Raw genomic sequence first — 20,936 nt, 5'->3', positions numbered from 1 at the left:
AACTTCAAAGAATTTGACTTTCGTCACAAATATTCCCTCTCCCAAACGTTTTTGCTACTTTACGGTTTTCTTCGCACACCAAATCTGCACTTACGTTTGCACATACAGAGGGATCGTCATGACTGCCAAGTTTTCGTTGGACAAGGATAAAATCAAGGTTCTGCTGCTGGAGGGGGTTCATCCCAACACCGTAGAGACCTTTCGTGCCGCAGGTTACACCAGTGTGGAGTATCTCAAGACCTCGCTCTCCGAAGAGGAGCTGATCGAGCAGATCCGCGACGTCCATTTCATCGGGCTGCGCTCCCGCACCCAGATCACCGAGAAAGTCCTCGACGCCGCCAACAAGCTGGTCGCCATCGGCTGCTTCTGCATCGGTACCAACCAGGTCGAGCTGGAAGCGGCCCAGATCCGCGGTATTCCGGTCTTCAACGCCCCCTTCTCCAACACCCGCTCGGTCGCCGAGCTGGTACTGGGCGAGATCCTGCTGCTGCTGCGCGGCATCCCCGAGAAAAACGCCAAGTGCCATCGCGGCGTGTGGGAAAAACTGGCCAACCGCTCGGTGGAAGCGCGCGGCAAGAAGCTCGGCATCATCGGCTACGGCCACATCGGTACCCAGCTTGGCATCATCGCCGAGAGCATCGGCATGAAGGTTTATTACTACGATATCGAGAACAAGCTCTCGCTGGGTAACGCCATTCAGGTGCCAAGCATGGTCGAGCTGCTCAATATGTCTGACGTCATCAGCCTGCATGTGCCGGAGACCGCCTCCACCAAGAACATGATCGGTGCCGAGCAGCTGCGGATGATGAAACCGGGCGCCATCTTCATCAACGCCGCCCGCGGTACAGTGGTGGATATCGATGCGCTGGCTGACGTCATCAAGAGCGGGCATATCGCCGGCGCTGCCATCGACGTCTTCCCGGTCGAGCCCAAGTCCAATGACGAAGAGTTCCAAAGCCCGCTGCGTGGGCTTGAAAACGTCATCCTGACCCCGCACATCGGTGGCACCACCCATGAAGCGCAGGAGAACATCGGGCTGGAAGTGGCCAACAAGCTGGTCAAATACTCCGACAACGGCTCCACCCTCTCCGCCGTCAACTTCCCGGAAGTGTCGCTGCCGGGCCACAAGGGCTCCAGCCGCCTGCTGCACATTCACCGCAACCAGCCGGGTGTGATGAACCAGATCAACCAGATCTTCGCCGAAGAGGGGATCAACATCGCCGGTCAATACCTGCAGACCAGCAGCCATATCGGTTACGTGGTGATCGACGTGGAGACCGAGCACAGCGAGAAGGCGCTCGCCAAGCTCAAGGAGATCAACGGCACCATCCGCGCCCGCATCCTCCACTGATAGACCCTTATCTGCGCAGCAAAAAGCCCGTCGTGATGACGGGCTTTTTTATGAAGCAGAACCTCAAAACAGCATGGTGGCTTACCACCACCCCAACAGATTGCGGCCTACCAGCGCGCCCCATACCAGAGCGTTCAGGGCCAGCGCAATAAAGACGGCGGCGGAGCCCAGATCCTTGGCACGACCGGAGAGCTCGTGATGCTCGGAGCCAACCCTGTCTACTACAGCTTCAATGGCGGAGTTGAGGATCTCGACGATCACCACCAGCCAGCTGATGACGATAAGCAGCAGGATCTGGTTGAGAGAATCCCCCAGCCAGAAGGCCAGCGGCATCAGCAGCAGGATCAGCATCAGCTCCTGCCGAAACGCCGCCTCGTTAATCCAGGCTGACTTGAGCCCCTTCATGCTGTAACCGGTTGCGTTGATGATGCGGGTGACCCCGGTTGCCCCTGGCTTTGCCACGCTATCTACCTCATTTGGAATCGATTTTGGCCTCACATCCTATCAGAGCCCCCCAAGGTTTCAATCAGGGGACTTTTGCTTTATTTTATCTCTTTGCTTTTTCGCCCCTTGCGGCTGACACCACCCACTCGAGACTTGAGTTGTATGTCCATTCACACAGATGAATTGCGCACCCGTCGCCTGGAGTCACTGATCACTCCGAGCGAGCTCGCACACGCGTTTCCGATCACCGATACCATTGCCCAGAATCTGCTGGATGCCCGTCGCGAAGTGGAAGCCATTCTGGCTGGAGACGATCAGCGCCTGCTGGTCATCGTCGGCCCCTGTTCCATCCATGATCCCGCTGCTGCTCGCGAGTATGCCCTGCGTCTCAATGCTCTGCGCGAGCAGTATAAAGAGAGCCTCTGCATCGTGATGCGCACCTACTTCGAGAAGCCGCGCACCATCGTCGGCTGGAAAGGGCTCATCAACGATCCGCGCCTCGATGGCAGTTTCGATGTCAACGAAGGGCTGAAACTGGCACGCAAACTGCTGGTCGACATCAACGAGATCGGCATGCCCACCGCCACCGAGTTCCTCGATATGGTGACCGGCCAGTATATTGCCGACCTCATCACCTGGGGCGCCATCGGCGCACGTACCACCGAATCCCAGGTACACCGCGAGATGGCTTCGGCCCTATCCTGCCCGGTCGGCTTCAAGAACGGCACCGACGGCAATACCCGCATCGCCATCGATGCGGTGCGCGCCGCCCGTCACAGCCACATCTTCTATTCGCCGGACAAGGACGGCAAGATGACCATCTACCGCACCGCCGGTAACCCCTTTGGTCATGTGATCCTGCGCGGTGGCCACCGCCCCAACTACGACACCGCCAGTGTCGATGAAGCGTGTGAAGCGCTGGCCGATGTGGGCCTGCCGGAGCGTCTGGTAGTCGATTTCAGCCACGGCAACAGCATGAAGGATCACCGTCGTCAACTGCTGGTGGCGCAAGATATCTGCGATCAGCTGCGCCGCGGCCGTACCGGCATCGCCGGCATCATGGCAGAAAGCTTCCTGGTGGAAGGGCGTCAGGATGTGGAGAACGGCTGCGCCGCCACCTTTGGCCAGAGCATCACAGATGCTTGTCTATCGTGGAACGATACCGAAACCCTGCTGGCGATGCTGGCAGAGGCGGCGCAGGTGCGCCTGAGCAAACAGGCTTGAACTGCGAATAAAACCAAAGGGGCCGGTATTTTTGATACTGGCCCCTTCTTCTTGCTATCGGCCGATTACGCTTCGCTAATCGACCCTACATGCGCGCTCTTTCCTATACACCCTACTTATAAACTGGGCATAAACCACACCCGGCCTGCCGCTTCGATGCGATCGGTGCTGATCTGGAATACCTGCGCCAGCAGTGCCTCATCCACCAGCTCGACACCCCCTTCGCGCACCACAGCGCCCCCTTGCAGGCAGAGAATGCGGTCGGCCCAGTCGATAGCCAGATTGATATCGTGGATGGCAAGTACCACCAGCAATCCCTGCCCGGCCAGCTTTTTCAGCAGCCGTAATAGCGCCAGCTGATGATGCAGGTCGAGCCCCGCCAGCGGCTCGTCCAGCAGCAGCACCTTGCCGGTCGGATTGAGGCTCGGCCACACCTGCAGCAGGGTGCGGGCAATCAGCACCCGCTGCTGCTCGCCCCCCGACAACCGGCTGAAGTCACGAGCCAGCAAGGCTTCCAGCTCCAATGCCTCGCACAGTGCGTTTATCGCCTCATTCTGTCTGGCGGGCGCAACCGCCTCATCGAACCCCAGGCTCAACACCTGAAACACCGGAATATGAAACAGCTGGGGCTGACGCTGGGGTAGCATGGCACGCTGCTTGGCAAGCTCGGGCCAACTCAGGTCAGTAAGCACTTCCCCCCCCAGCAGCACTGTGCCATCGGCGGGTAAAATCCCCGCCAGCGCCCCGAGCAGGGTCGACTTGCCACTGCCATTGGGGCCAAGCAGCGCCACCAACTGGCCGCCATGCCAACGGATATTGAGGGGAGAGAGCCGTCCGGCAATGGCGAGCTCGCGCGACTCCAGCAGCGGCGCAGTAGCACCAGAAGAAACCGGCATGTGATCAGCGGGCGACATCGGCATCTTGCCTCAACAACGGGTAAATAAGGTGACTGCGCGCCCCGACCAAATCATGCAGAACCATCAGCAGTTTGCCTCAATAGCAGATAGATAAAGAGCGGCGCCCCCACCGAGGCGGTGATGACCCCGATAGGCAACTCCCCCGCGCTCAGGGTGGATCGAGCAACCAGATCGGCTGCCAGCAGCAGGGCCCCGCCACCGAGCGCCGACGCAGGCAGCAGGAAACGCTGATCGCTACCGCCACAGAGCCGCAGCAGATGGGGCACCACCAGCCCGACAAAACCGATCACCCCGCACAGGGATACCGCCACCCCGGTCAGCAGACAGACCGCCAGCACCAGCCGTACTCGCATCCTGTCGACATCCATCCCCATCAGGCGGGCCTGGGTCTCCCCCAGCAGCAACTGTTGCAGCGCCTTGCCCTGCCAGCAGAGCCAGCCCAGGGTGAGCGGCAGCACCAGCCACCACCAGGCAAACTGCTGGCTGCCGTAAGAGAGGCTGCCCATCATCCAGAACATGAATTCACGCAAGGAGCCGTCGTCGGCAAAGTACATCAGCCAGGTCATGGCGGCATTGGTGAGAATACCGATAGCCACCCCAAACAGTAGCAAGCGGGCATGGCCGAGACGCGCCCGGCGAGCCAGCCGAATGAGCAGCATGGTCACCAGCAGGGCGCCACCGAAGGCCGCCAGTGACAGCCCCCAGCCTGGCAGATAGACACCGAGGGATTTGGCTACCGCCATCGCTACCATGGCAGCCAGTCCTGCCCCGCTTGAGACACCAAGCAGCCCGGGCTCCGCCACCGGATTGTGCAGCATCACCTGCAATACGGCGCCACCACAAGCAAGCGCGGCGCCAGCCAAGAGGGCCAGCAAGGCGCGCGGCAGGCGCAGCTCCAGCAAGATGCGCTGTTCGAGATCGCCAAGGGGCTGCCAGGGCTGCAGCACAAACTCGCCCCAGACGAGGGAGAAGAGAAACAGCAGCAGGGTCAGCAGCGTCAGGCCACAGAGCCAGCGCCGCTGCCAGCGCTGCTGGCGGGCGATAAGGGAGAGGTACAAGGATGATCCCCGAATAACAAGGCTTCCCCCCAGCCCTGTCACAGCGCCGGGGAGAAGCAGGAAAAGGGCATGATAACAGTGGCTTGCCACCCAAGGTCAAGGCTGGTAACGCTTGGCCATCACGCTTATCTCGCCGCTGGCCACCAGATTTTGCAGCGCCACCAGCAAGGGCTGGCGCAGCGACTGGTGAGGTGAGTGCTTGCTCATCCCCAGATAGAGGGTCACCGGCGTGGCGGGACGGTAGTCCGCCTTGCCTATCCGGCTGGCATTTCCCTGACTCAGGGCATAGTCCACCTGACAGTCGGTGCCAATCATCAGCGGCAGGTGACCGCGCTGCACCATGCGCAGCAGCTGATCTTCGGTGGGTACTCCGTGCTTGTCGAGGCGGCTGTCACTGTTGAAGGGCTCAAAGTAGGCGGAGTTGAGCACATAGCCCACCTTCACCCCCTGCAGATCGCGGTATTGGTGGATCCGGGCCACATTGACCGGCTGACCATAAAACGCGGGCCAGCACTGGTAGTAGGCAGGCTGCAGATAGTCGATAAACTGCGCCCGCTCGGCGGTATAGGCGAGGCCAATCATCAGATCGACCTGACCGGTCTGCATCTGCTTGAGCGCCCTGCCCCACGGCATCCGTCGTACCTGCAACTCAATGCCGCTCGCCTGTTGCAACCGGCGCAGGATGTCCATGTCGAGCCCCTGCAACCGGCCATCCGCTTGCAGGATGCGAAATGGCGGCCACAGATCGGTGGCCACCGTCAGCGTCGGGGCCGCACGCACCGGCATGGCAAATAACAGTAACAACACAATCCCGCATAACTTGCCCATCCCGTCGCATACCTCGCACGGCTTATCCTGTTGGTTAAAAATACCCTCCCGCACCACGTATGAAAACCCGTGGTTCAGGGATAAAATGCGCCGGATTTTCAAGGAGAACCCTATGAACCCGATTTTCACCAGTATCGGTCTGCTGCTCTGCAGCAACGTCTTTATGACCTTCGCCTGGTACGCTCACCTCAAGAGCATGAACCATAAACCCTGGATCATTGCCGCCCTGGTGAGCTGGGGTATCGCCCTGTTCGAATACCTGCTGCAAGTGCCCGCCAACCGCATCGGCCATACGGTGATGAGCGTGGGCCAACTTAAAATCCTGCAAGAAGTGATCACACTCACCGTATTCGTCCCCTTCTCTATCTTCTATCTCAAAGAAGATCTGAAATGGGACTATCTCTGGGCAGGGCTCTGCATTCTCGGTGCGGTCTTTTTTGTCTTTCGCGAGAAACTGACCGGCGCCTGAGGCTGTACACTCAATATCATCCCGCTCATGGCATCTCATTGATCGACGAGGCAAAAAAATGGAATTGCGAGACATGTTACAGATCCTGGCCAAGCAGGATGGCTCAGACCTCTATCTGTCGACCGGCGCGCCCCCCTGCGCCAAATTTAACGGCGGCCTGCGCCCCCTCAACGAAACGCCGCTGGAGCCGGGTGAAGTGGCGCGGATCGCCGCCGAGATCATGGATGGCGAGCAGAAGCAGCAGTTCGAGAAGGATCTGGAGATGAACCTCGCCATCTCCCTGCCCCAGATCGGCCGCTTTCGGGTCAACATCTTCAAGCAGCGCAACGAAGTCTCTCTGGTGGCCCGCAACATCAAGACCGAAATCCCCCGCTTTGAAGATCTCAAACTCCCGCCTGTGCTGCTCGACACCATCATGGAGAAACGCGGTCTGGTGCTGTTTGTCGGCGGTACCGGCTCGGGTAAATCTACCTCGCTGGCAGCGCTTATCGACCATCGCAACCGCAACAGCGGCGGCCACATCATCACCATCGAGGATCCGGTGGAGTTCGTTCATCGTCACCGCAAGAGCATCATCAATCAGCGGGAAGTGGGCGTGGACACCCGCAGCTTCCACGCTGCGCTGAAAAACACCCTGCGTCAGGCGCCGGACGTCATTCTTATCGGCGAGATCCGCGATCGCGAGACCATGGAGCATGCGCTGGCCTTCTCCGAAACCGGCCACCTTGCCATCTCCACCCTGCACGCCAACAACGCCAACCAGGCGCTGGATCGAATCATCAACTTCTTCCCCGAGGAGCGCCGTCCACAACTGCTCAACGATCTGGGCAACAACCTCAAGGCCTTTGTCTCCCAGCGTCTAGTGAAAACCACCGATGGCGGCCGCCGGGCCGCAGTGGAGATCATGCTCGGCACCCACACCATCCGCGACATGATCAAGCGCGGCGAATTTGGCGGCCTCAAAGAGGTGATGGAAAAGTCCAAAGCCCTCGGCATGGTCACCTTCGACAGTGCCCTGTTTGATCTGGTGGTGGAAGGGGTAATTGAGGAAGAAGAGGCGGTGAAGAACGCCGATTCGGCCAACAACCTGCGCCTCAAGATCAAGCTGTGGAAGGAGAAGGGACAGATAGCCAGCAGCAGTGATGCCACCGGCTGGAGTCTGGAGCCAACAAAGGATGAAAAGGACGATCTCTTCTGATCGCTCCCTCCCGTGCCTCAACAGGCACGGGGGCATTATCTCCCTCTCACACTTTCGCAAAGTGTCTTCCAGACCACTTAACACCAACGGCGAACGCGCTGGCAATACGCCACATACTCGTCACCAAAGCGGGCGCTTAGCAGCCGCTCCTCCGGCATGATCTGAAAGCGAGTTAACCAGGCCACCAGCACGATTGGCCCAACCCAGACCCACATCCCGCCGAGATAACAGCCCCAGGCGGCCAGCCAGCAGAGCAAGCCCAGATACATGGGATTGCGGCTGACACGATAGACGCCACAGGTCACCAGACGGCTGGTGTGCTGCGGTTTGGTGGGGCTGACCGTGGTCTGGTGGTGACGAAACCGTTGCAGGGCCCCAAAGCCCATGATGGCCCCCGCCACGACCAGCACAGCCATCAGCGTCATTGCCCAGATACCGGGCTGGCTCTCCCCTCTTAGCCACCACATGGCCCCTGCACAGAGCAGGAAGATCAGCGGTGGTGGAAAACGTAACTCAAGATTGACCATTTTCTTCCCCTGACGAGTGTCGGCCGAACCCGTGTTGCGGTAGACTCCCAACCAGTCAGCACCTGTTGAGAGTGACAAAGATCATAATAATAACAACAAGTTGTGGTTAAACCACCACCAATGTGGCCGACCCCGTCCAAACTATCCAACGCGAACAACAAAAAGGAATCACCATGCACAAGAAAACTCTGCTGGCTACCCTGATCTTCGGCCTGCTCGCGGGCCAAGCCGTTGCGGCTCCCTATCTGCCCCTTGCGACGGATCATCGAAACGGCCAGGAGCAAACCGCCAGCAACGCCTGGTTGGAAGTGGATCTGGGCGCCTTTGAACACAATATCCAGACCCTCAAGGATCGTCTCGGTGACAAAGGCCCGCAGATCTGCGCCATCATGAAGGCCGACGCTTATGGTCATGGCATCGACCTGCTGGTCCCCTCCGTGGTCAAGGCCAATATCCCCTGCATCGGCATCGCCAGCAACGAAGAGGCGCGCGTCGCCCGCGAGAAGGGCTTTACCGGCCGTCTGATGCGGGTGCGTGCTGCCACCCCGGATGAAGTAGAGCAGGCCCTGCCCTACAAGATGGAGGAGCTGATCGGCAGTCTGGTCAGTGCCCAGGGTATCGCCGATATCGCCCAGCGCCACCACACCACCATTCCGGTGCATATCGCGCTCAACTCCGCCGGCATGAGCCGCAACGGCATCGACCTGCGTCTGGCCGATGCCAAGCAGGATGCGCTGGCCATGCTCAAGCTAAAGGGGATCACCCCGGTCGGCATCATGACCCACTTCCCGGTTGAGGAGAAAGAGGACGTCAAGATGGGGCTGGCCCAGTTCAAACTGGACTCCCAGTGGCTACTGGAAGCGGGCAAGCTGGATCGCAGCAAGATCACCATCCACGCCGCCAACTCCTTCGCCACCCTGGCCGTGCCGGACGCCTACTTCGACATGGTGCGCCCGGGCGGCCTGCTCTACGGTGACTCCATCCCCTCCCACACCGAGTACAAGCGGGTGATGGCATTCAAGACCCAGGTCGCCTCGGTCAACCACTATGCCGCGGGCAACACCGTCGGTTATGACCGCACCTTTACTCTCAAGCGTGACTCCTGGCTCGCCAACCTGCCGCTGGGCTACTCCGATGGCTATCGCCGCGCCCTCAGCAACAAAGCCTATGTGCTGATCCAGGGTCAGAAGGTACCGGTGGTCGGCAAGACCTCCATGAACACCATCATGGTGGACGTGACCGACCTGAAGGGTGTGAAACCCGGTGACGAGGTGGTGCTGTTTGGCCGTCAGGGTGACGCCGAAGTGAAACAGGCGGATCTGGAGGAGTACAACGGCGCCCTGCTGGCGGACATGTACACCATCTGGGGCTACACCAACCCCAAAAAGATCAAACGCTGATCACGCGATATGAAAAAGGGCTCCCGCGGGAGCCCTTGTTGTTTGGTATTAAATAATGTTGCGTTTAAGCGGCCTTTTTACGGGTCACAAACAGACTCAGCCCCATGGATGCCAGCAGGATCAACGCGACTACGCACAGTGCTATGCCGGTCGGGATCTTGAAGATATCCAGCAGCAGCATCTTGACCCCGATAAACATCAGGATCAGCGCCAGACCGTATTTGAGCAGGGCGAAGCGATCAGCCACACCCGCCAGCAGGAAGTACATGGCACGCAGACCCATGATGGCGAAGATGTTGGAGGTCAGCACGATGAAGGGATCCGTGGTCACCGCGAAGATGGCCGGGATACTGTCCACCGCGAAGATGAGATCGCTCACCTCCACCAGCACCAGAATGAGCAGCAGCGGGGTGGCATAGCGCACACCGTCACGCCAGACGAAAAACTTCTCCCCCTCCAGCGTCTCGGTCACCTTGAAGCGACGGCGCATCCAGCCCAGCAGCGGGTTATTGGCGAGATCCGGCTCCTTGTCGGCCGCCCACAGCATTTTGGCACCGGTCAGCAGCAAGAAAGCGCCGAACAGGTAGAGGATCCAGTGGAACTGCTCGATGAGCCAGCTGCCCGCGAACACCATACCGGCACGCATCACGATGGCACCCAGTACCCCGTAGAGCAGCACCCGGCGCTGTAGCTCGGCCGGAATGGCAAAGTAGCCGAACAGCATCAGCCAGACGAAGACGTTGTCCACTGCCAGCGCTTTCTCGATGAGGTAGCCGGTGAGGAACTCCAACCCCTTCTGGTTGGCGATTTCACGGCCCGCGCTGTGATCCAGCCAGAGCCAGATAGCCAGGTTGAAGAGCAGGGCAACACTGATCCATATGAGGGACCAGACGCCCGCCTCTTTGAGAGATACCTTGTGTGACTTGCCGCCACCGACAAAGCGTATGTCTATCCATAACAGGACCAGCACTATGCTGAAGAAACCGGTCCACATCCACCATTCACCCATGTTCACTTCTCCCAAAAACGACAAAACCCACGACCGAGAGGCGTGGGTTTGCGTTTGGAGCAGATACACCTTGCCTCTCGGCAAGGTCTCACTTACAGCTGATTTGCATCGACTGCCCGGCTGCCGGGTGCACTGCAGGAAATGGGTGCACCGTAATGACGACAAACCGGCGAGAAGTTACTCCCCTTGTTGCGCGGATAGTAGCAGCGGTAAAAGATAACGCCAAGAGGCATCTTCACTACCGCCAGAAATAAATCGGGGCCCCATCAAGGAGCCCCGCAAACAGGTTCAACACATCCCCATCAGAGCGGGTCGACCTTGAGGCAGGAGACCGCGTGATCAAAGTTCCCCTCAAGCACAGGACGGGTCTTGGCGCACTCGGGGCCAGCCACCGGGCAGCGGGTGCGGAACACGCAACCGGACGGCGGGTTCATCGGTGAGGGCAAGTCGCCCTCCAGGATCTGGATCACCTTGTTGCGCTCCAGCTCAGGGTCCGGGATCGGCACCGCTGACATCAGCGCCTTGGTATAGGGGTGCAACGGGTTGGCGAAGATCTCCTTGCGAGTCCCCAGCTCAACGGCGTTGCCCAGATACATCACCAGCACCCGATCGGAGATATGCTTGACCACCGACAGGTCGTGGGCGATGAAGATAAGCGACAGCCCCATCTCCTTTTGCAGGGATTTGAGCAGGTTAACCACCTGCGCCTGAATGGAGACGTCGAGCGCCGACACCGGCTCGTCGCAGATGATCATCTTGGGCTCGAGGATCAGCGCCCGGGCAATCCCGATCCGCTGGCACTGGCCACCGGAGAACTCGTGCGGATAGCGGTTGACCAGGTTGGGCAACAACCCCACCTTGCTCATCATGGCGCGCACCTTCTCTTTCACCTCTTCCCGTGGCAGGTTGGGATAGAAGGTGATGAGCGGCTCGGCGATGATGTCGCCGATGGTCATGCGCGGGTTCAGAGAAGCCAGCGGGTCCTGGAAGATCATCTGGATCTCTTTACGCTTCTCGCGCAGGGCATTCTGATCGAGCTTGGTGAGATCGTCACCCAGCCACACCACCTTGCCATCGGTGGCCGGTACCAGACCGATGATGGCGCGGGCAAAGGTCGATTTGCCGCAACCGGACTCCCCCACCACACCGAGGGTTTCACCCTCATAGAGACGCAAGGTCACGCCATCGACCGCCTTGAGATCGGACGGTTTGGCCCAGGGCCACGCCTTGCCACTCTTGATACTGAAGTGGACCTTGAGATCAGACACTTCCAACAGCAATTTTTTGTCGGCACCCATTTAGTTGGCCCCCTTGTTCATGGCATCCGAAACCCAGTGGCAAGCACGCTCCCGACCATCGTTGAACGGGGTCAGGATCGGTGACTGCTGGCCGCAAATCTCGCTGACCCGGTGGCAACGCTCCTGGAAGGGGCAACCGGTGGGCAGACGCAGCAAGTTGGGCGGATTGCCCGGGATGGTGGGCAGCACTTCCCCTTCGGTATCGAGGCGGGGAATGGCGCGCAGCAGGCCTTCGGTGTAGGGGTGGCTCGGGCGATAGAAGATATCGTCTACCTTGCCGTACTCCATGGTACGACCGGCATACATCACCAGCACCTTGTTGCAGATACCGGCGACCACGCCAAGGTCATGGGTGATCATGATGATGGCGGTGTTGAACTCGCGCTTGAGCTCGTTCATCAGAGTCATGATCTGGGCCTGTACGGTCACGTCGAGTGCGGTAGTCGGTTCGTCGGCGATCAGCAGTTGCGGCCGGCAGAGCAGCGCCATGGCGATCATCACCCGCTGGCGCATGCCGCCGGAAAACTCGTGGGGATACATCCCCATCCGCTTGCGTGCTTCGGGGATCTTCACCGCATCAAGCATCCGTACCGACTCTTCGAACGCTTCCGCCTTGCTCACCCCTTTGTGCAGCATCAGCACTTCCATCAGCTGATCCTGCACCTTCATGTAGGGGTTGAGCGAGGTCATTGGGTCCTGGAAGATCATGGCGATCTTCTCGGAGCGGATCTTGTTGAGCTTGGACTCCGGCAGGTTGAGGATCTCCTCACCCTGAAACTTGGCGGAACCGGTAATAATGCCGTTTTTGGCCAGCAGCCCCATGATGGCAAAGGCCGTCTGGGATTTGCCGGAGCCGGACTCGCCGACGATCCCCAGGGTTTCACCCGCAGAGAGAGAAAAGTTGAGGTCGTTGACCGCCACCACATTGCCGTCCGGGGTCTTGAACTCGACCCGCAGATCTTTCACATCCAGTAACTTCATATAAAAACTCCTTATCGATCTTTCGTGATGCTTTCCTGTCGATCCGATGCTCGATTAACGATCTTTCGGATCGAGGGCGTCACGCAGACCATCCCCGAGGAAGTTGAAGCAAAACAGGGTCACCACCATAAAGCAGGCGGGGAACAGCAGTTGCCAGATGGCCACTTCCATCGACTTGGAGCCTTCATCCAGCAGGGCACCCCAGCTGGTCATCGGTTCCTGAACCCCAAGGCCCAGGAAACTCAGGAAGGATTCAAACATGATCATGCCCGGCACCAGCAAGGTGGCGTAAACGGCCACGATACCGAGTACGTTCGGTACGATGTGACGGGTGATGATCTTCCACTTGGAGACGCCACAGACGTGAGCCGCCTCGATAAACTCCTTGCTCTTGAGGCTGAGAGTCTGGCCCCGCACGATACGCGCCATGTCGAGCCAGCTCACCGCCCCGATGGCGATAAAGATGAGTGCCAGATTGCGGCCAAAGAAGGTGACCAGCATGATGACAAAGAACATGAACGGGAAAGCGTTGAGGATCTCCAGTACCCGCATCATCAGGCTGTCGACCCGACCACCGATAAAGCCGGATGCCGCGCCATAAAGGGTGCCGATGATGACCGCCACCATGGCGCCCATGATGCCGACCATCAGGGAGATACGGCCACCCAGCAGGGTGCGCACGAACAGATCGCGCCCCAGACTGTCGGTTCCGAAGTAGTGACCCGCTTCCATATCCGGCGGCGACTGCATGGCGCCCCAGTCCGGATCGTCAAAGGTGTATTGGGACAAATGGGGGCCAAAGATGACCGCCAGACCGATGATGGTCAGAATGATCAGGCTGGTCAGGGCAGCCTTGTTGCGCAGGAAACGGCGACGGGCATCCTTCCACAGAGAGCGCCCCTCCACCACTTCCACTTTTTGCGCGAACGCCTCGACGGCATCCCGTTTTTCAGTTGAAACAACCATGATGAACTCCCGAATTAGTAACGGATCTTGGGATCGATAAAGGCGTAGAGAATATCGACCACAGCGTTAAAGGTGATGGTAAGGGCGCCGACCAGAATGGTCAGACCGAGCACCATGGAGTAATCACGGTTAAGGGCACCGTTGACGAACAGCTGACCGATCCCCGGCAGGCCGAAGATGGTCTCGATCACCACGGAACCTGTGATGATGCCGACAAAGGCCGGGCCCAGATAGGAGACCACCGGCAGCATGGCCGGACGCAGCGCGTGTTTCAGGATGATGTGGCGCAGCGGCAAGCCCTTGGCACGGGCGGTACGGATAAAGTTGGAGTTCATGGTCTCGATCATGCTGCCCCGCATGATCCGCGAGATAGCGGAGATGTAGTACATCATCATGCCGAACACAGGCAGCACCATAAACTGGATGCCACCACCTTGCCAGCCACCGGCAGGGAACCAGCCCAGATGAATACTGAAAAACAGCACCAGCAAGGGCGCCAGCACAAAGCCCGGGATCACCACCCCGGCCATGGCCGACGACATCAGCAGATAGTCGATAATGGTGTTCTGTTTCAGTGCCGCTATGGTGCCGAAGGTGACCCCCAGCAACACGGCGAAGAAGAAGGCCGTGGTCCCGATCTTGGCGGAGACAGGCAACGCCTGACTCACCAAATCATTGACGGTGAAATCCTTGTATTTGAAAGAGGGCCCCAAATCACCCTGTACCAGGTTGCCCAGGTAAGTGAGATATTGCATGCCGATCGGCTTGTCGAGGCCGTATTTGGCTTCGATGTTGGCCATTACTTCGGGAGGGAGTGAACGTTCGCTGGTAAAGGGGTTACCCGGAGCGAAACGCATCATGAAGAAAGAGACGGTGATCAAGACCAGCAGAGTCGGGATCGCTTCCAATAGCCGTTTAAAAATGAATTTCAACATAGACATTTCCTGTCCTGTACTGCTTCCAAAGGGTCGCGGTTGTAATAAAGGCCCGCCGTCTGGCGGGCCCTGCTTGTTATGCGACTTGTTGCTTTAAATCAGTGAGCAATGATGTACATATCTTTGCTGTAGAGGTTATCCAGCGGGTTGCTTGGGTAACCCCCAACATAAGCTTTGACCATCCGAGGTTGAACATATTGGTATATCGGGATGATCGGCATGTCCTTGGCCAGGATCTCTTCCGCCTGGACATAGAGCTTGTTGCGAGCGTCCGCATCAACCTGATCACGAGAATCGGTCATCAACTTGTCAAACACCGGATTGGAGTACTTGCCATCGTTGTTGCCGTGAGTGGTCTGCATCAGATCCAGCATGGATGAGGCTTCATTGTAGTCGGCGCTCCAGCCGGCACGACCCACGTCAAACTGTCCCTGCTTCTTGGTTTCGAGGTAAGTTTTCCACTCCTGGTTCACCAAGCTGACCTCTGCACCCAGTTTTTTCCACATGGAGGCAACGGCCACAGCTACTTTCTTGTGGTTGTCATCGGTGTTGTAGAGCAGCTCGAACTTCAGCGGCTTGCTGGCATCGAAACCTGCCTCTTCAAGCAGCGCCTTGGCCTTGGCGTCACGTTCAGCCTGGGTCATTTTTGACCACTCCGGAGCAACCGGTTTAAAACCATCAACATAGTCAGGCGTCAACCCATATGCGGGTTTTTGCCCTTGTCCCATGACTTTATCTGCAATCACGTCACGATTGACCGCATAAGAGAGAGCAGTTCGCACTCGCACGTCATCAAACGGCTTTTTCTTGATGTTGAACTGGTAGTAATAAGTAGAAACCAGACCTTCAACCTTCAGATCCGCGGGATAATCTTTCTTCAACTGCTTAAAGCGTTCGATCGGCACATTCCATGTCATGTCGATCTCACCAGCTAAAAAGCGATTTAGCTCCGCGTTGGTGGACTGGATCGGAAGATAGGTAACCTTGTTGATCACCGTTTTCGCATCATTCCAATAGTTTTTATTACGCTCCAAACCAATTCGCTCATTAACAACCCACTCCTTCAATACGTAGGCACCATTACCTACCATATTGCCCGGCTGGGTCCATTTTTCACCATACTTCTCGATCACCTTCTTCGGTACCGGATAAGTGGTGGTATGAGAGAGCATGGTTACGAAATAAGGGATGGCCTTCTCGAGCTGAACTTCGAAGGTGTAGTCGTCGGTCGCCTTCACACCCAGCGTATCAGCCGGCTTCTTGCCAGCAATGATCTCTGTAGCATTGGCAATAGTTGGCATCTCCAGGTACCAGGAGTATGGAGAAGCTGTCTTGGGGTCAACTGCACGTTGGAAAGCATATACAAAGTCATGTGCGGTGACCGGTTCACCGTTGGACCACTTGGCATCTTTGCGCAGGTGGAAGACGTAGTGCTTGTTATCCTTGGTTTCCCAAGACTCTGCGACACCAGGAACAACTTCCCCTTTCGAACCGGATGTCACGAGACCTTCAAACAGGTCGCGCAAAATTGCAGACTCAGGCGTTCCTTCAACTTTCTGTGGGTCCAAGGTCGCAGGCTCGGAACCGTTGCCTTTTACCAACTGCTGGACATCCGCCAGCTTGGTTCCCGCCGGGACATCGGCAGCCTGAGCCACATTGACGCCACCAAACAGTGCAGCCACCAGCAATGTGTTAATCATTGTTTTTTTATGAGTCATTTCCCTACTCCAACAAGAACATTCCATGCGTTTTTTAAAGTGACGGTGATAAAACCCGCTCCCAGCATAATTCCCTGCCAATTCTGATAATGCAACAGATATTGTTAGGGTAACTGTCATTTCCTGGTTAAAAAATCAGCTAATGTGCGTTTTTTCAGTATTAAAACACCAGCAACTCGCTCATTTTTCACACAAACGACCGATTCTAGAAAAGACAGGGTAAAAAGCAACCAATAAAAAGCCGGTCACGAGGACCGGCTTTCATAAAGTGGAGCTGGCTCACATCAGACTGGGGAAAACGCCCTTGATACCGGCCACCATGATCTCGATACCCAGCGACATCATGATAAGGCCCATGATACGGGTCACCACGTTGATACCGGTGTTACCCATGATCTTGAACAGCAGCGGTGCGGCGCGGAAGATAAGCCAGGAGCAGAAGGAGAAGACCACGACAACCACTGACATGCCAAGCAGTTGCTGCCAGTGGCTCTGGCTGGCATAGACAATCACCGAGGAAATGGCACCGGGGCCTGCCATCAATGGAAGTGCCAGCGGAACCACGGCGATAGACTCGCGCACCGCCAGTTCACCCTTCTCCTGTTTGTTGTGCTTCACCTCGCCCAGCTTGCCCTGCAGCATTGACCAGGCAATCAGGGTAATCAGCGACCCACCGGCGATCCGGAACGACGCCAGCGAAATACCAAACCCATCGAGGATCAGTTGCCCCATATACATGGAGACCAGCAAGATCACCATCACCGCGATATTGGCGGTGGTGTTGGTTTTCATCCGCTCGGCCTGGGTATGGTGGCTGGTCAGGCTGACAAAGACTGGCAGCAGACCAAGCGGGTTGATAATTGCGAACAAACCGACAAAAAACTTCAGATACAACGAGACGTCAATTGCTGCCATAGGCGCCTTCCAATAGAGTTTCGGGCCCAGCGGGCCAGTCCATTAATTTCGTGCGTAAATTTACATCATAGCCAGAGCGGGCACCAATCAAATAATCTCACCATTTTGAGGGTTTTTTAGTTAGTTCATCTAATGCATCCACGCTAACTGGCATAAACCGATGCCAAAAGCCCTTTCTACCGCCCGACACGCGTTAGAAAAGTGAGTGCAAGTCTACTTAATCATGACCAGAGAGTCCGACGGTGACTGACCGAATGACCAAGCGACTCGAGAGAATCCAAGCTTTGCCTTTCCACTATTTCAGGCTATGCATCACTTCACTGACTCGGCAAGAGAGCCACAATGCAAAAACCGGGAAAGCGGGCAGAAATGGCGTCCTCGGGGAATAAAGCGGATTAGTCATGGATTAAAACAACAATCATTCTCGCAACAAATGCAGAAATAAAGCGCGTTTGCCGATGATTTTGAAACCTATCTACTCATATTTACTAACTAATAGCGCCAAATTGGTGCTGCAACCAGATGAAGATGAATAATTAACCGCTTGATAAATGTGGTTTATTGCCCTGCATTAACAGGCCTCTTACCTTTCCCTTTGGTGTACATTTCGATAACATCGGTCAAACAAGGATTGTGAAAGAAAATTTCTTTTGTTCTTTTGTTACACATGATCCAGATCAAGTTTTTCTGAGTCGGCCCCGCTCTATAATCGACTCAGAAAGCGATTTAGTAAGGCATGTAAAAACCGTGTTGCAACCATACCGTCTTGACAGGGCGACTATAATTGCCGGGCATTGCCAACGTCTTACTAAACAGTTTTCAAATAATCAGGAGATAAACATGGCAGTAACCAATTTGGCTGAACTGGATGCACTGGTCGCCCGCGTTAAGGAAGCACAGCGTGAATTCGCCAGCTTCTCTCAAGAGCAGGTAGACAAGATCTTCCGTGCCGCCGCCCTGGCCGCCAACAACGCCCGTATCCCCCTGGCCCAGATGGCCGTGGAAGAATCCGGTATGGGTATCATCGAAGACAAGGTTATCAAGAACCACTTCGCCTCCGAATACATCTACAACAAGTACAAAGACGAGAAAACCTGCGGCATTCTGAGCGAAGATGATCAGATGGGTACCATCACCATCGCCGAGCCGGTAGGTATCATCTGTGGTATCGTTCCGACCACCAACCCGACCTCCACTGCGATCTTCAAATCCATGATCGCGCTCAAGACCCGCAACGCCATCATCTTCTCCCCGCACCCCCGCGCCAAGAACTCCACCAATACCGCTGCCAAGCTGGTACTGGATGCAGCTGTTGCCGCCGGTGCGCCGAAAGACATCATCGGCTGGATCGACCAACCGTCTGTTGAGCTCTCCAACGCCCTGATGAAGCACGAAGACATCAACCTGATCCTGGCCACCGGTGGCCCGGGCATGGTGAAAGCAGCCTACTCCTCCGGTAAGCCTGCTATCGGTGTGGGTGCCGGTAACGTACCTATCGTTATCGACGAAACTGCCGACGTGAAGCGTGCCGTTGCCTCCATCCTGATGTCCAAGACTTTCGATAACGGCGTGGTCTGTGCTTCCGAGCAGGCGGTCATCGTTGTTGATGCCATCTACGACCAGGTTAAAGAGCGCTTTGCATCCCACAAGGGCCACGTGCTCTCCAAAGAAGATGCTGACAAGGTACGTAAAGTCATCCTGATCAACGGTGCCCTGAACGCCAACATTGTTGGCCAGCCAGCCACCAAGATTGCCGAGATGGCAGGCGTGACTGTACCGGCTGATACCAAGATCCTGATCGGTGAAGGCGTCAAGCTGTGTGCAGAAGATGAGTTTGCTCACGAGAAATTGTCCCCGCTGCTCGGTATGTTCCGTGCAAGCAGCTTCGAAAACGCCGTTGATATGGCCTGTGACATGGTCAACATCGGTGGCATCGGCCACACCTCAGGTCTGTACACCGACCAGGACCGCAACGCTGACCGCATCAAGTACTTCGGCGACAAGATGAAGACCGCGCGTATCCTGATCAACACTCCGTCTACCCAAGGCGGTATCGGTGACCTGTACAACTTCGCAATGGCTCCGTCCCTGACCCTGGGTTGCGGCTCCTGGAGCGGTAACTCCATCTCCGAAAACGTGGGTCCGAAGCACCTGATCAACAAGAAGACAGTCGCAAAACGGGCAGAAAACATGCTGTGGCACAAACTTCCGAAATCCATCTACTTCCGTCGTGGTTCCCTGCCGATCGCTCTGAGCGACCTGGAAGGTAAAAAGCGTGCCATGGTCGTAACTGACCGCTTCCTGTTCAACAACGGCTACGCCGATGAACTGGTCAGCCTGCTGAAAGCACAGAATATGGAAGTGGAAGTGTTCTACGAAGTAGAAGCTGACCCGACCCTGGCTGTGGTTCGCAAGGGTGCCGAGATGGCCAACTCCTTCAAACCGGACGTTATCCTGGCGCTGGGCGGTGGTTCACCGATGGATGCGGCCAAGATCATGTGGGTAATGTACGAGCACCCGAACACTGCGTTCGAAGATCTGGCCATGCGCTTCATGGACATCCGCAAGCGTATCTACAAGTTCCCGAAAATGGGCGTGAAGGCCGAACTGGTCTGTATCACCACCACTTCCGGTACCGGCTCTGAAGTCACTCCGTTTGCGGTAGTAACCGATGAAGTGTCTGGTCAGAAGTATCCGCTGGCTGACTACGAGCTGACCCCGAACATGGCCATCGTTGATGCCAACCTGGTCATGGGTATGCCGAAGTCCCTGTGTGCATTCGGTGGTATCGATGCCGTGACTCACGCCATGGAAGCCTATGTTTCCGTACTGGCTAACGAGTACTCCGACGGCCAGGCGCTGCAAGCCCTGAAAATGCTGAAAGAGTATCTGCCGTCCAGCTACCAGAACGGTGCCAACGACCCGATCGCTCGCGAGAAGGTGCACAATGCTGCCACTATCGCCGGTATCGCGTTCGCCAACGCCTTCCTGGGTGTGTGCCACTCCATGGCTCACAAACTGGGTGCCGAGTTCCACATTCCGCACGGTCTGGCTAACGCCCTGCTGATCAGCAACGTCATCCGCTACAACGCGAACGACAACCCGACCAAGCAGACTGCGTTCTCCCAGTACGACCGTCCGCAGGCTCGTCGTCGTTACGCCGAAGTCGCTGACCACCTGGGTCTGACTGCTGCCGGTGACCGCACCGCCGCCAAGATCGAGAAGCTGCTGACCTGGCTGGACGAGCTGAAGGCGACCCTGGGTATCCCGGCCTCTATCCGCGAAGCTGGCGTGACTGAAGCTGACTTCCTGGCCAAGGTTGACCAGCTGGCTATCGAAGCTTTCGATGACCAGTGCACCGGCGCCAACCCGCGCTACCCGCTGATCAGCGAGCTGAAGCAGGTTCTGCTGGACTCCTACTACGGTCGTCCGTTCACCGAAGCCGTTCCGGTAACTGCTGCCCCGGTTGAAGCCAAGGTTGAAGGCAAGAAGAAATCCAAGGCCTGATAATCAGTCCTGAAATAACAAGCCCGCGCAGTGCGCGGGCTTTTTTTTATCTGCCACTTATTCACTGCTCTCCTCTCTCCAACCGATTGCGCTAGTGCAGCACCTATCTTCCGGACCAACCAACCAACCAACCAACCAACCAACCAACCAACCAACCAACCAACCAACCAACCAACCAACCAACCAACCAA

Annotated in this window: 18 protein-coding genes; 6 read left to right on the top strand and 12 right to left on the bottom strand. The window is 57.0% G+C overall.

Annotated elements, in window-relative coordinates; translation table 11 throughout:
• Nucleotides 1-118: 118 nt before the first annotated feature.
• Nucleotides 119-1,351, top strand: a complete 1,233-nt coding sequence (serA, locus tag G5171_RS12080) for a phosphoglycerate dehydrogenase (RefSeq protein ID WP_005337639.1) — start codon at nucleotides 119-121, stop codon at nucleotides 1,349-1,351.
• 81 nt (nucleotides 1,352-1,432) lie between these two features.
• On the opposite strand, the gene G5171_RS12075 is transcribed toward serA, so the two are convergent.
• Entirely contained in the window at nucleotides 1,433-1,813 is a 381-nt protein-coding gene (locus tag G5171_RS12075; protein WP_005337641.1) for a diacylglycerol kinase, read from the bottom strand.
• 144 nt (nucleotides 1,814-1,957) lie between these two features.
• Between G5171_RS12075 and G5171_RS12070 the strand changes: the two genes are divergently transcribed.
• The gene (locus G5171_RS12070; RefSeq protein ID WP_204477408.1) at nucleotides 1,958-3,019 is read left to right on the top strand and encodes a 3-deoxy-7-phosphoheptulonate synthase; all 1,062 of its coding nucleotides are present in this window, start codon (nucleotides 1,958-1,960) and stop codon (nucleotides 3,017-3,019) included.
• A gap of 116 nt (nucleotides 3,020-3,135) precedes the next feature.
• Here G5171_RS12070 and G5171_RS12065 read toward each other — a convergent pair whose 3' ends face one another.
• The 3 genes from G5171_RS12065 to G5171_RS12055 form a co-directional block, all read right to left on the bottom strand.
• Complete coding sequence (locus tag G5171_RS12065) at nucleotides 3,136-3,933, bottom strand: ATP-binding cassette domain-containing protein (protein ID WP_421260291.1); 798 nt, start codon at nucleotides 3,931-3,933, stop codon at nucleotides 3,136-3,138.
• A 53-nt stretch (nucleotides 3,934-3,986) separates the two neighbouring features.
• Nucleotides 3,987-4,994, bottom strand: a complete 1,008-nt coding sequence (btuC, locus tag G5171_RS12060; RefSeq protein WP_421260232.1) for a vitamin B12 ABC transporter permease BtuC — start codon at nucleotides 4,992-4,994, stop codon at nucleotides 3,987-3,989.
• 96 nt (nucleotides 4,995-5,090) lie between these two features.
• On the bottom strand, nucleotides 5,091-5,822 hold the full coding sequence (locus G5171_RS12055) for a substrate-binding periplasmic protein (protein WP_021230624.1): 732 nt from the start codon (nucleotides 5,820-5,822) through the stop codon (nucleotides 5,091-5,093).
• Nucleotides 5,823-5,934: 112 nt separating this feature from the next.
• On the opposite strand from G5171_RS12055, the gene G5171_RS12050 reads away from it, so the two are divergent.
• Nucleotides 5,935-6,291 carry a DMT family protein gene (locus G5171_RS12050; RefSeq protein ID WP_005337656.1) on the top strand — a complete coding sequence of 119 codons (357 nt, stop codon included), beginning with the start codon at nucleotides 5,935-5,937 and terminating at the stop codon, nucleotides 6,289-6,291.
• A 58-nt stretch (nucleotides 6,292-6,349) separates the two neighbouring features.
• On the top strand, nucleotides 6,350-7,489 hold the full coding sequence (tapW, locus tag G5171_RS12045; RefSeq protein WP_421260231.1) for a type IVa pilus ATPase TapW: 1,140 nt from the start codon (nucleotides 6,350-6,352) through the stop codon (nucleotides 7,487-7,489).
• Between the two features lie 77 nt (nucleotides 7,490-7,566).
• Here the strand turns inward: tapW and G5171_RS12040 are convergent, their stop codons facing one another.
• Complete coding sequence (locus tag G5171_RS12040) at nucleotides 7,567-8,016, bottom strand: methyltransferase family protein (RefSeq protein WP_421231252.1); 450 nt, start codon at nucleotides 8,014-8,016, stop codon at nucleotides 7,567-7,569.
• Between the two features lie 173 nt (nucleotides 8,017-8,189).
• On the opposite strand from G5171_RS12040, the gene alr reads away from it, so the two are divergent.
• Nucleotides 8,190-9,416, top strand: a complete 1,227-nt coding sequence (gene alr / locus G5171_RS12035; protein WP_103422279.1) for an alanine racemase — start codon at nucleotides 8,190-8,192, stop codon at nucleotides 9,414-9,416.
• Nucleotides 9,417-9,480: 64 nt separating this feature from the next.
• Here alr and G5171_RS12030 read toward each other — a convergent pair whose 3' ends face one another.
• From G5171_RS12030 to G5171_RS12000, 7 genes are all read right to left on the bottom strand, one after another.
• The gene (locus G5171_RS12030) at nucleotides 9,481-10,425 is read right to left on the bottom strand and encodes a TerC family protein (protein ID WP_421260230.1); all 945 of its coding nucleotides are present in this window, start codon (nucleotides 10,423-10,425) and stop codon (nucleotides 9,481-9,483) included.
• Nucleotides 10,426-10,727: 302 nt separating this feature from the next.
• Nucleotides 10,728-11,723, bottom strand: a complete 996-nt coding sequence (gene oppF, locus G5171_RS12025; RefSeq protein WP_005337666.1) for a murein tripeptide/oligopeptide ABC transporter ATP binding protein OppF — start codon at nucleotides 11,721-11,723, stop codon at nucleotides 10,728-10,730.
• Nucleotides 11,724-12,704: an ABC transporter ATP-binding protein gene (locus G5171_RS12020; protein ID WP_005337668.1), complete on the bottom strand. Its 981-nt coding sequence runs from the start codon at nucleotides 12,702-12,704 to the stop codon at nucleotides 11,724-11,726.
• Between the two features lie 54 nt (nucleotides 12,705-12,758).
• Nucleotides 12,759-13,670 (bottom strand): oligopeptide ABC transporter permease OppC, encoded by a 912-nt coding sequence (gene oppC / locus G5171_RS12015; protein WP_005337670.1) that lies wholly within the window; start codon nucleotides 13,668-13,670, stop codon nucleotides 12,759-12,761.
• A 14-nt stretch (nucleotides 13,671-13,684) separates the two neighbouring features.
• Entirely contained in the window at nucleotides 13,685-14,605 is a 921-nt protein-coding gene (gene oppB, locus G5171_RS12010; protein WP_069555437.1) for an oligopeptide ABC transporter permease OppB, read from the bottom strand.
• Between the two features lie 98 nt (nucleotides 14,606-14,703).
• Complete coding sequence (locus G5171_RS12005; RefSeq protein ID WP_421260229.1) at nucleotides 14,704-16,323, bottom strand: ABC transporter substrate-binding protein; 1,620 nt, start codon at nucleotides 16,321-16,323, stop codon at nucleotides 14,704-14,706.
• A gap of 279 nt (nucleotides 16,324-16,602) precedes the next feature.
• Nucleotides 16,603-17,238, bottom strand: a complete 636-nt coding sequence (locus tag G5171_RS12000) for a YchE family NAAT transporter (protein WP_005337678.1) — start codon at nucleotides 17,236-17,238, stop codon at nucleotides 16,603-16,605.
• An 840-nt stretch (nucleotides 17,239-18,078) separates the two neighbouring features.
• Here G5171_RS12000 and adhE point away from each other — a divergent pair.
• Nucleotides 18,079-20,745, top strand: a complete 2,667-nt coding sequence (gene adhE / locus G5171_RS11995) for a bifunctional acetaldehyde-CoA/alcohol dehydrogenase (RefSeq protein ID WP_337072781.1) — start codon at nucleotides 18,079-18,081, stop codon at nucleotides 20,743-20,745.
• Nucleotides 20,746-20,936: the final 191 nt, after the last annotated feature.

This window comes from Aeromonas sp. 600774 (assembly GCF_049175075.1).
GTDB lineage: Bacteria > Pseudomonadota > Gammaproteobacteria > Enterobacterales > Aeromonadaceae > Aeromonas > Aeromonas veronii_A.
This window is presented reverse-complemented; position numbering and strand designations above follow the sequence as displayed.

Excerpts from the sequence above, each read along its gene's own strand:
- oppF (WP_005337666.1), bottom strand. The coding sequence starts at position 11,723 with ATGGGTGCCGACAAAAAATTGCTGTTGGAAGTGTCTGATCTCAAGGTC.
- G5171_RS12040 (WP_421231252.1), bottom strand. The coding sequence starts at position 8,016 with ATGGTCAATCTTGAGTTACGTTTTCCACCACCGCTGATCTTCCTGCTC.
- tapW (WP_421260231.1), top strand. The coding sequence starts at position 6,350 with ATGGAATTGCGAGACATGTTACAGATCCTGGCCAAGCAGGATGGCTCA.
- adhE (WP_337072781.1), top strand. The coding sequence starts at position 18,079 with ATGGCAGTAACCAATTTGGCTGAACTGGATGCACTGGTCGCCCGCGTT.
- serA (WP_005337639.1), top strand. The coding sequence starts at position 119 with ATGACTGCCAAGTTTTCGTTGGACAAGGATAAAATCAAGGTTCTGCTG.
- G5171_RS12020 (WP_005337668.1), bottom strand. The coding sequence starts at position 12,704 with ATGAAGTTACTGGATGTGAAAGATCTGCGGGTCGAGTTCAAGACCCCG.
- oppB (WP_069555437.1), bottom strand. The coding sequence starts at position 14,605 with ATGTTGAAATTCATTTTTAAACGGCTATTGGAAGCGATCCCGACTCTG.
- G5171_RS12050 (WP_005337656.1), top strand. The coding sequence starts at position 5,935 with ATGAACCCGATTTTCACCAGTATCGGTCTGCTGCTCTGCAGCAACGTC.
- oppC (WP_005337670.1), bottom strand. The coding sequence starts at position 13,670 with ATGGTTGTTTCAACTGAAAAACGGGATGCCGTCGAGGCGTTCGCGCAA.
- G5171_RS12000 (WP_005337678.1), bottom strand. The coding sequence starts at position 17,238 with ATGGCAGCAATTGACGTCTCGTTGTATCTGAAGTTTTTTGTCGGTTTG.
- G5171_RS12070 (WP_204477408.1), top strand. The coding sequence starts at position 1,958 with ATGTCCATTCACACAGATGAATTGCGCACCCGTCGCCTGGAGTCACTG.
- G5171_RS12065 (WP_421260291.1), bottom strand. The coding sequence starts at position 3,933 with ATGTCGCCCGCTGATCACATGCCGGTTTCTTCTGGTGCTACTGCGCCG.
- G5171_RS12005 (WP_421260229.1), bottom strand. The coding sequence starts at position 16,323 with ATGACTCATAAAAAAACAATGATTAACACATTGCTGGTGGCTGCACTG.
- G5171_RS12055 (WP_021230624.1), bottom strand. The coding sequence starts at position 5,822 with ATGGGCAAGTTATGCGGGATTGTGTTGTTACTGTTATTTGCCATGCCG.
- G5171_RS12030 (WP_421260230.1), bottom strand. The coding sequence starts at position 10,425 with ATGGGTGAATGGTGGATGTGGACCGGTTTCTTCAGCATAGTGCTGGTC.
- alr (WP_103422279.1), top strand. The coding sequence starts at position 8,190 with ATGCACAAGAAAACTCTGCTGGCTACCCTGATCTTCGGCCTGCTCGCG.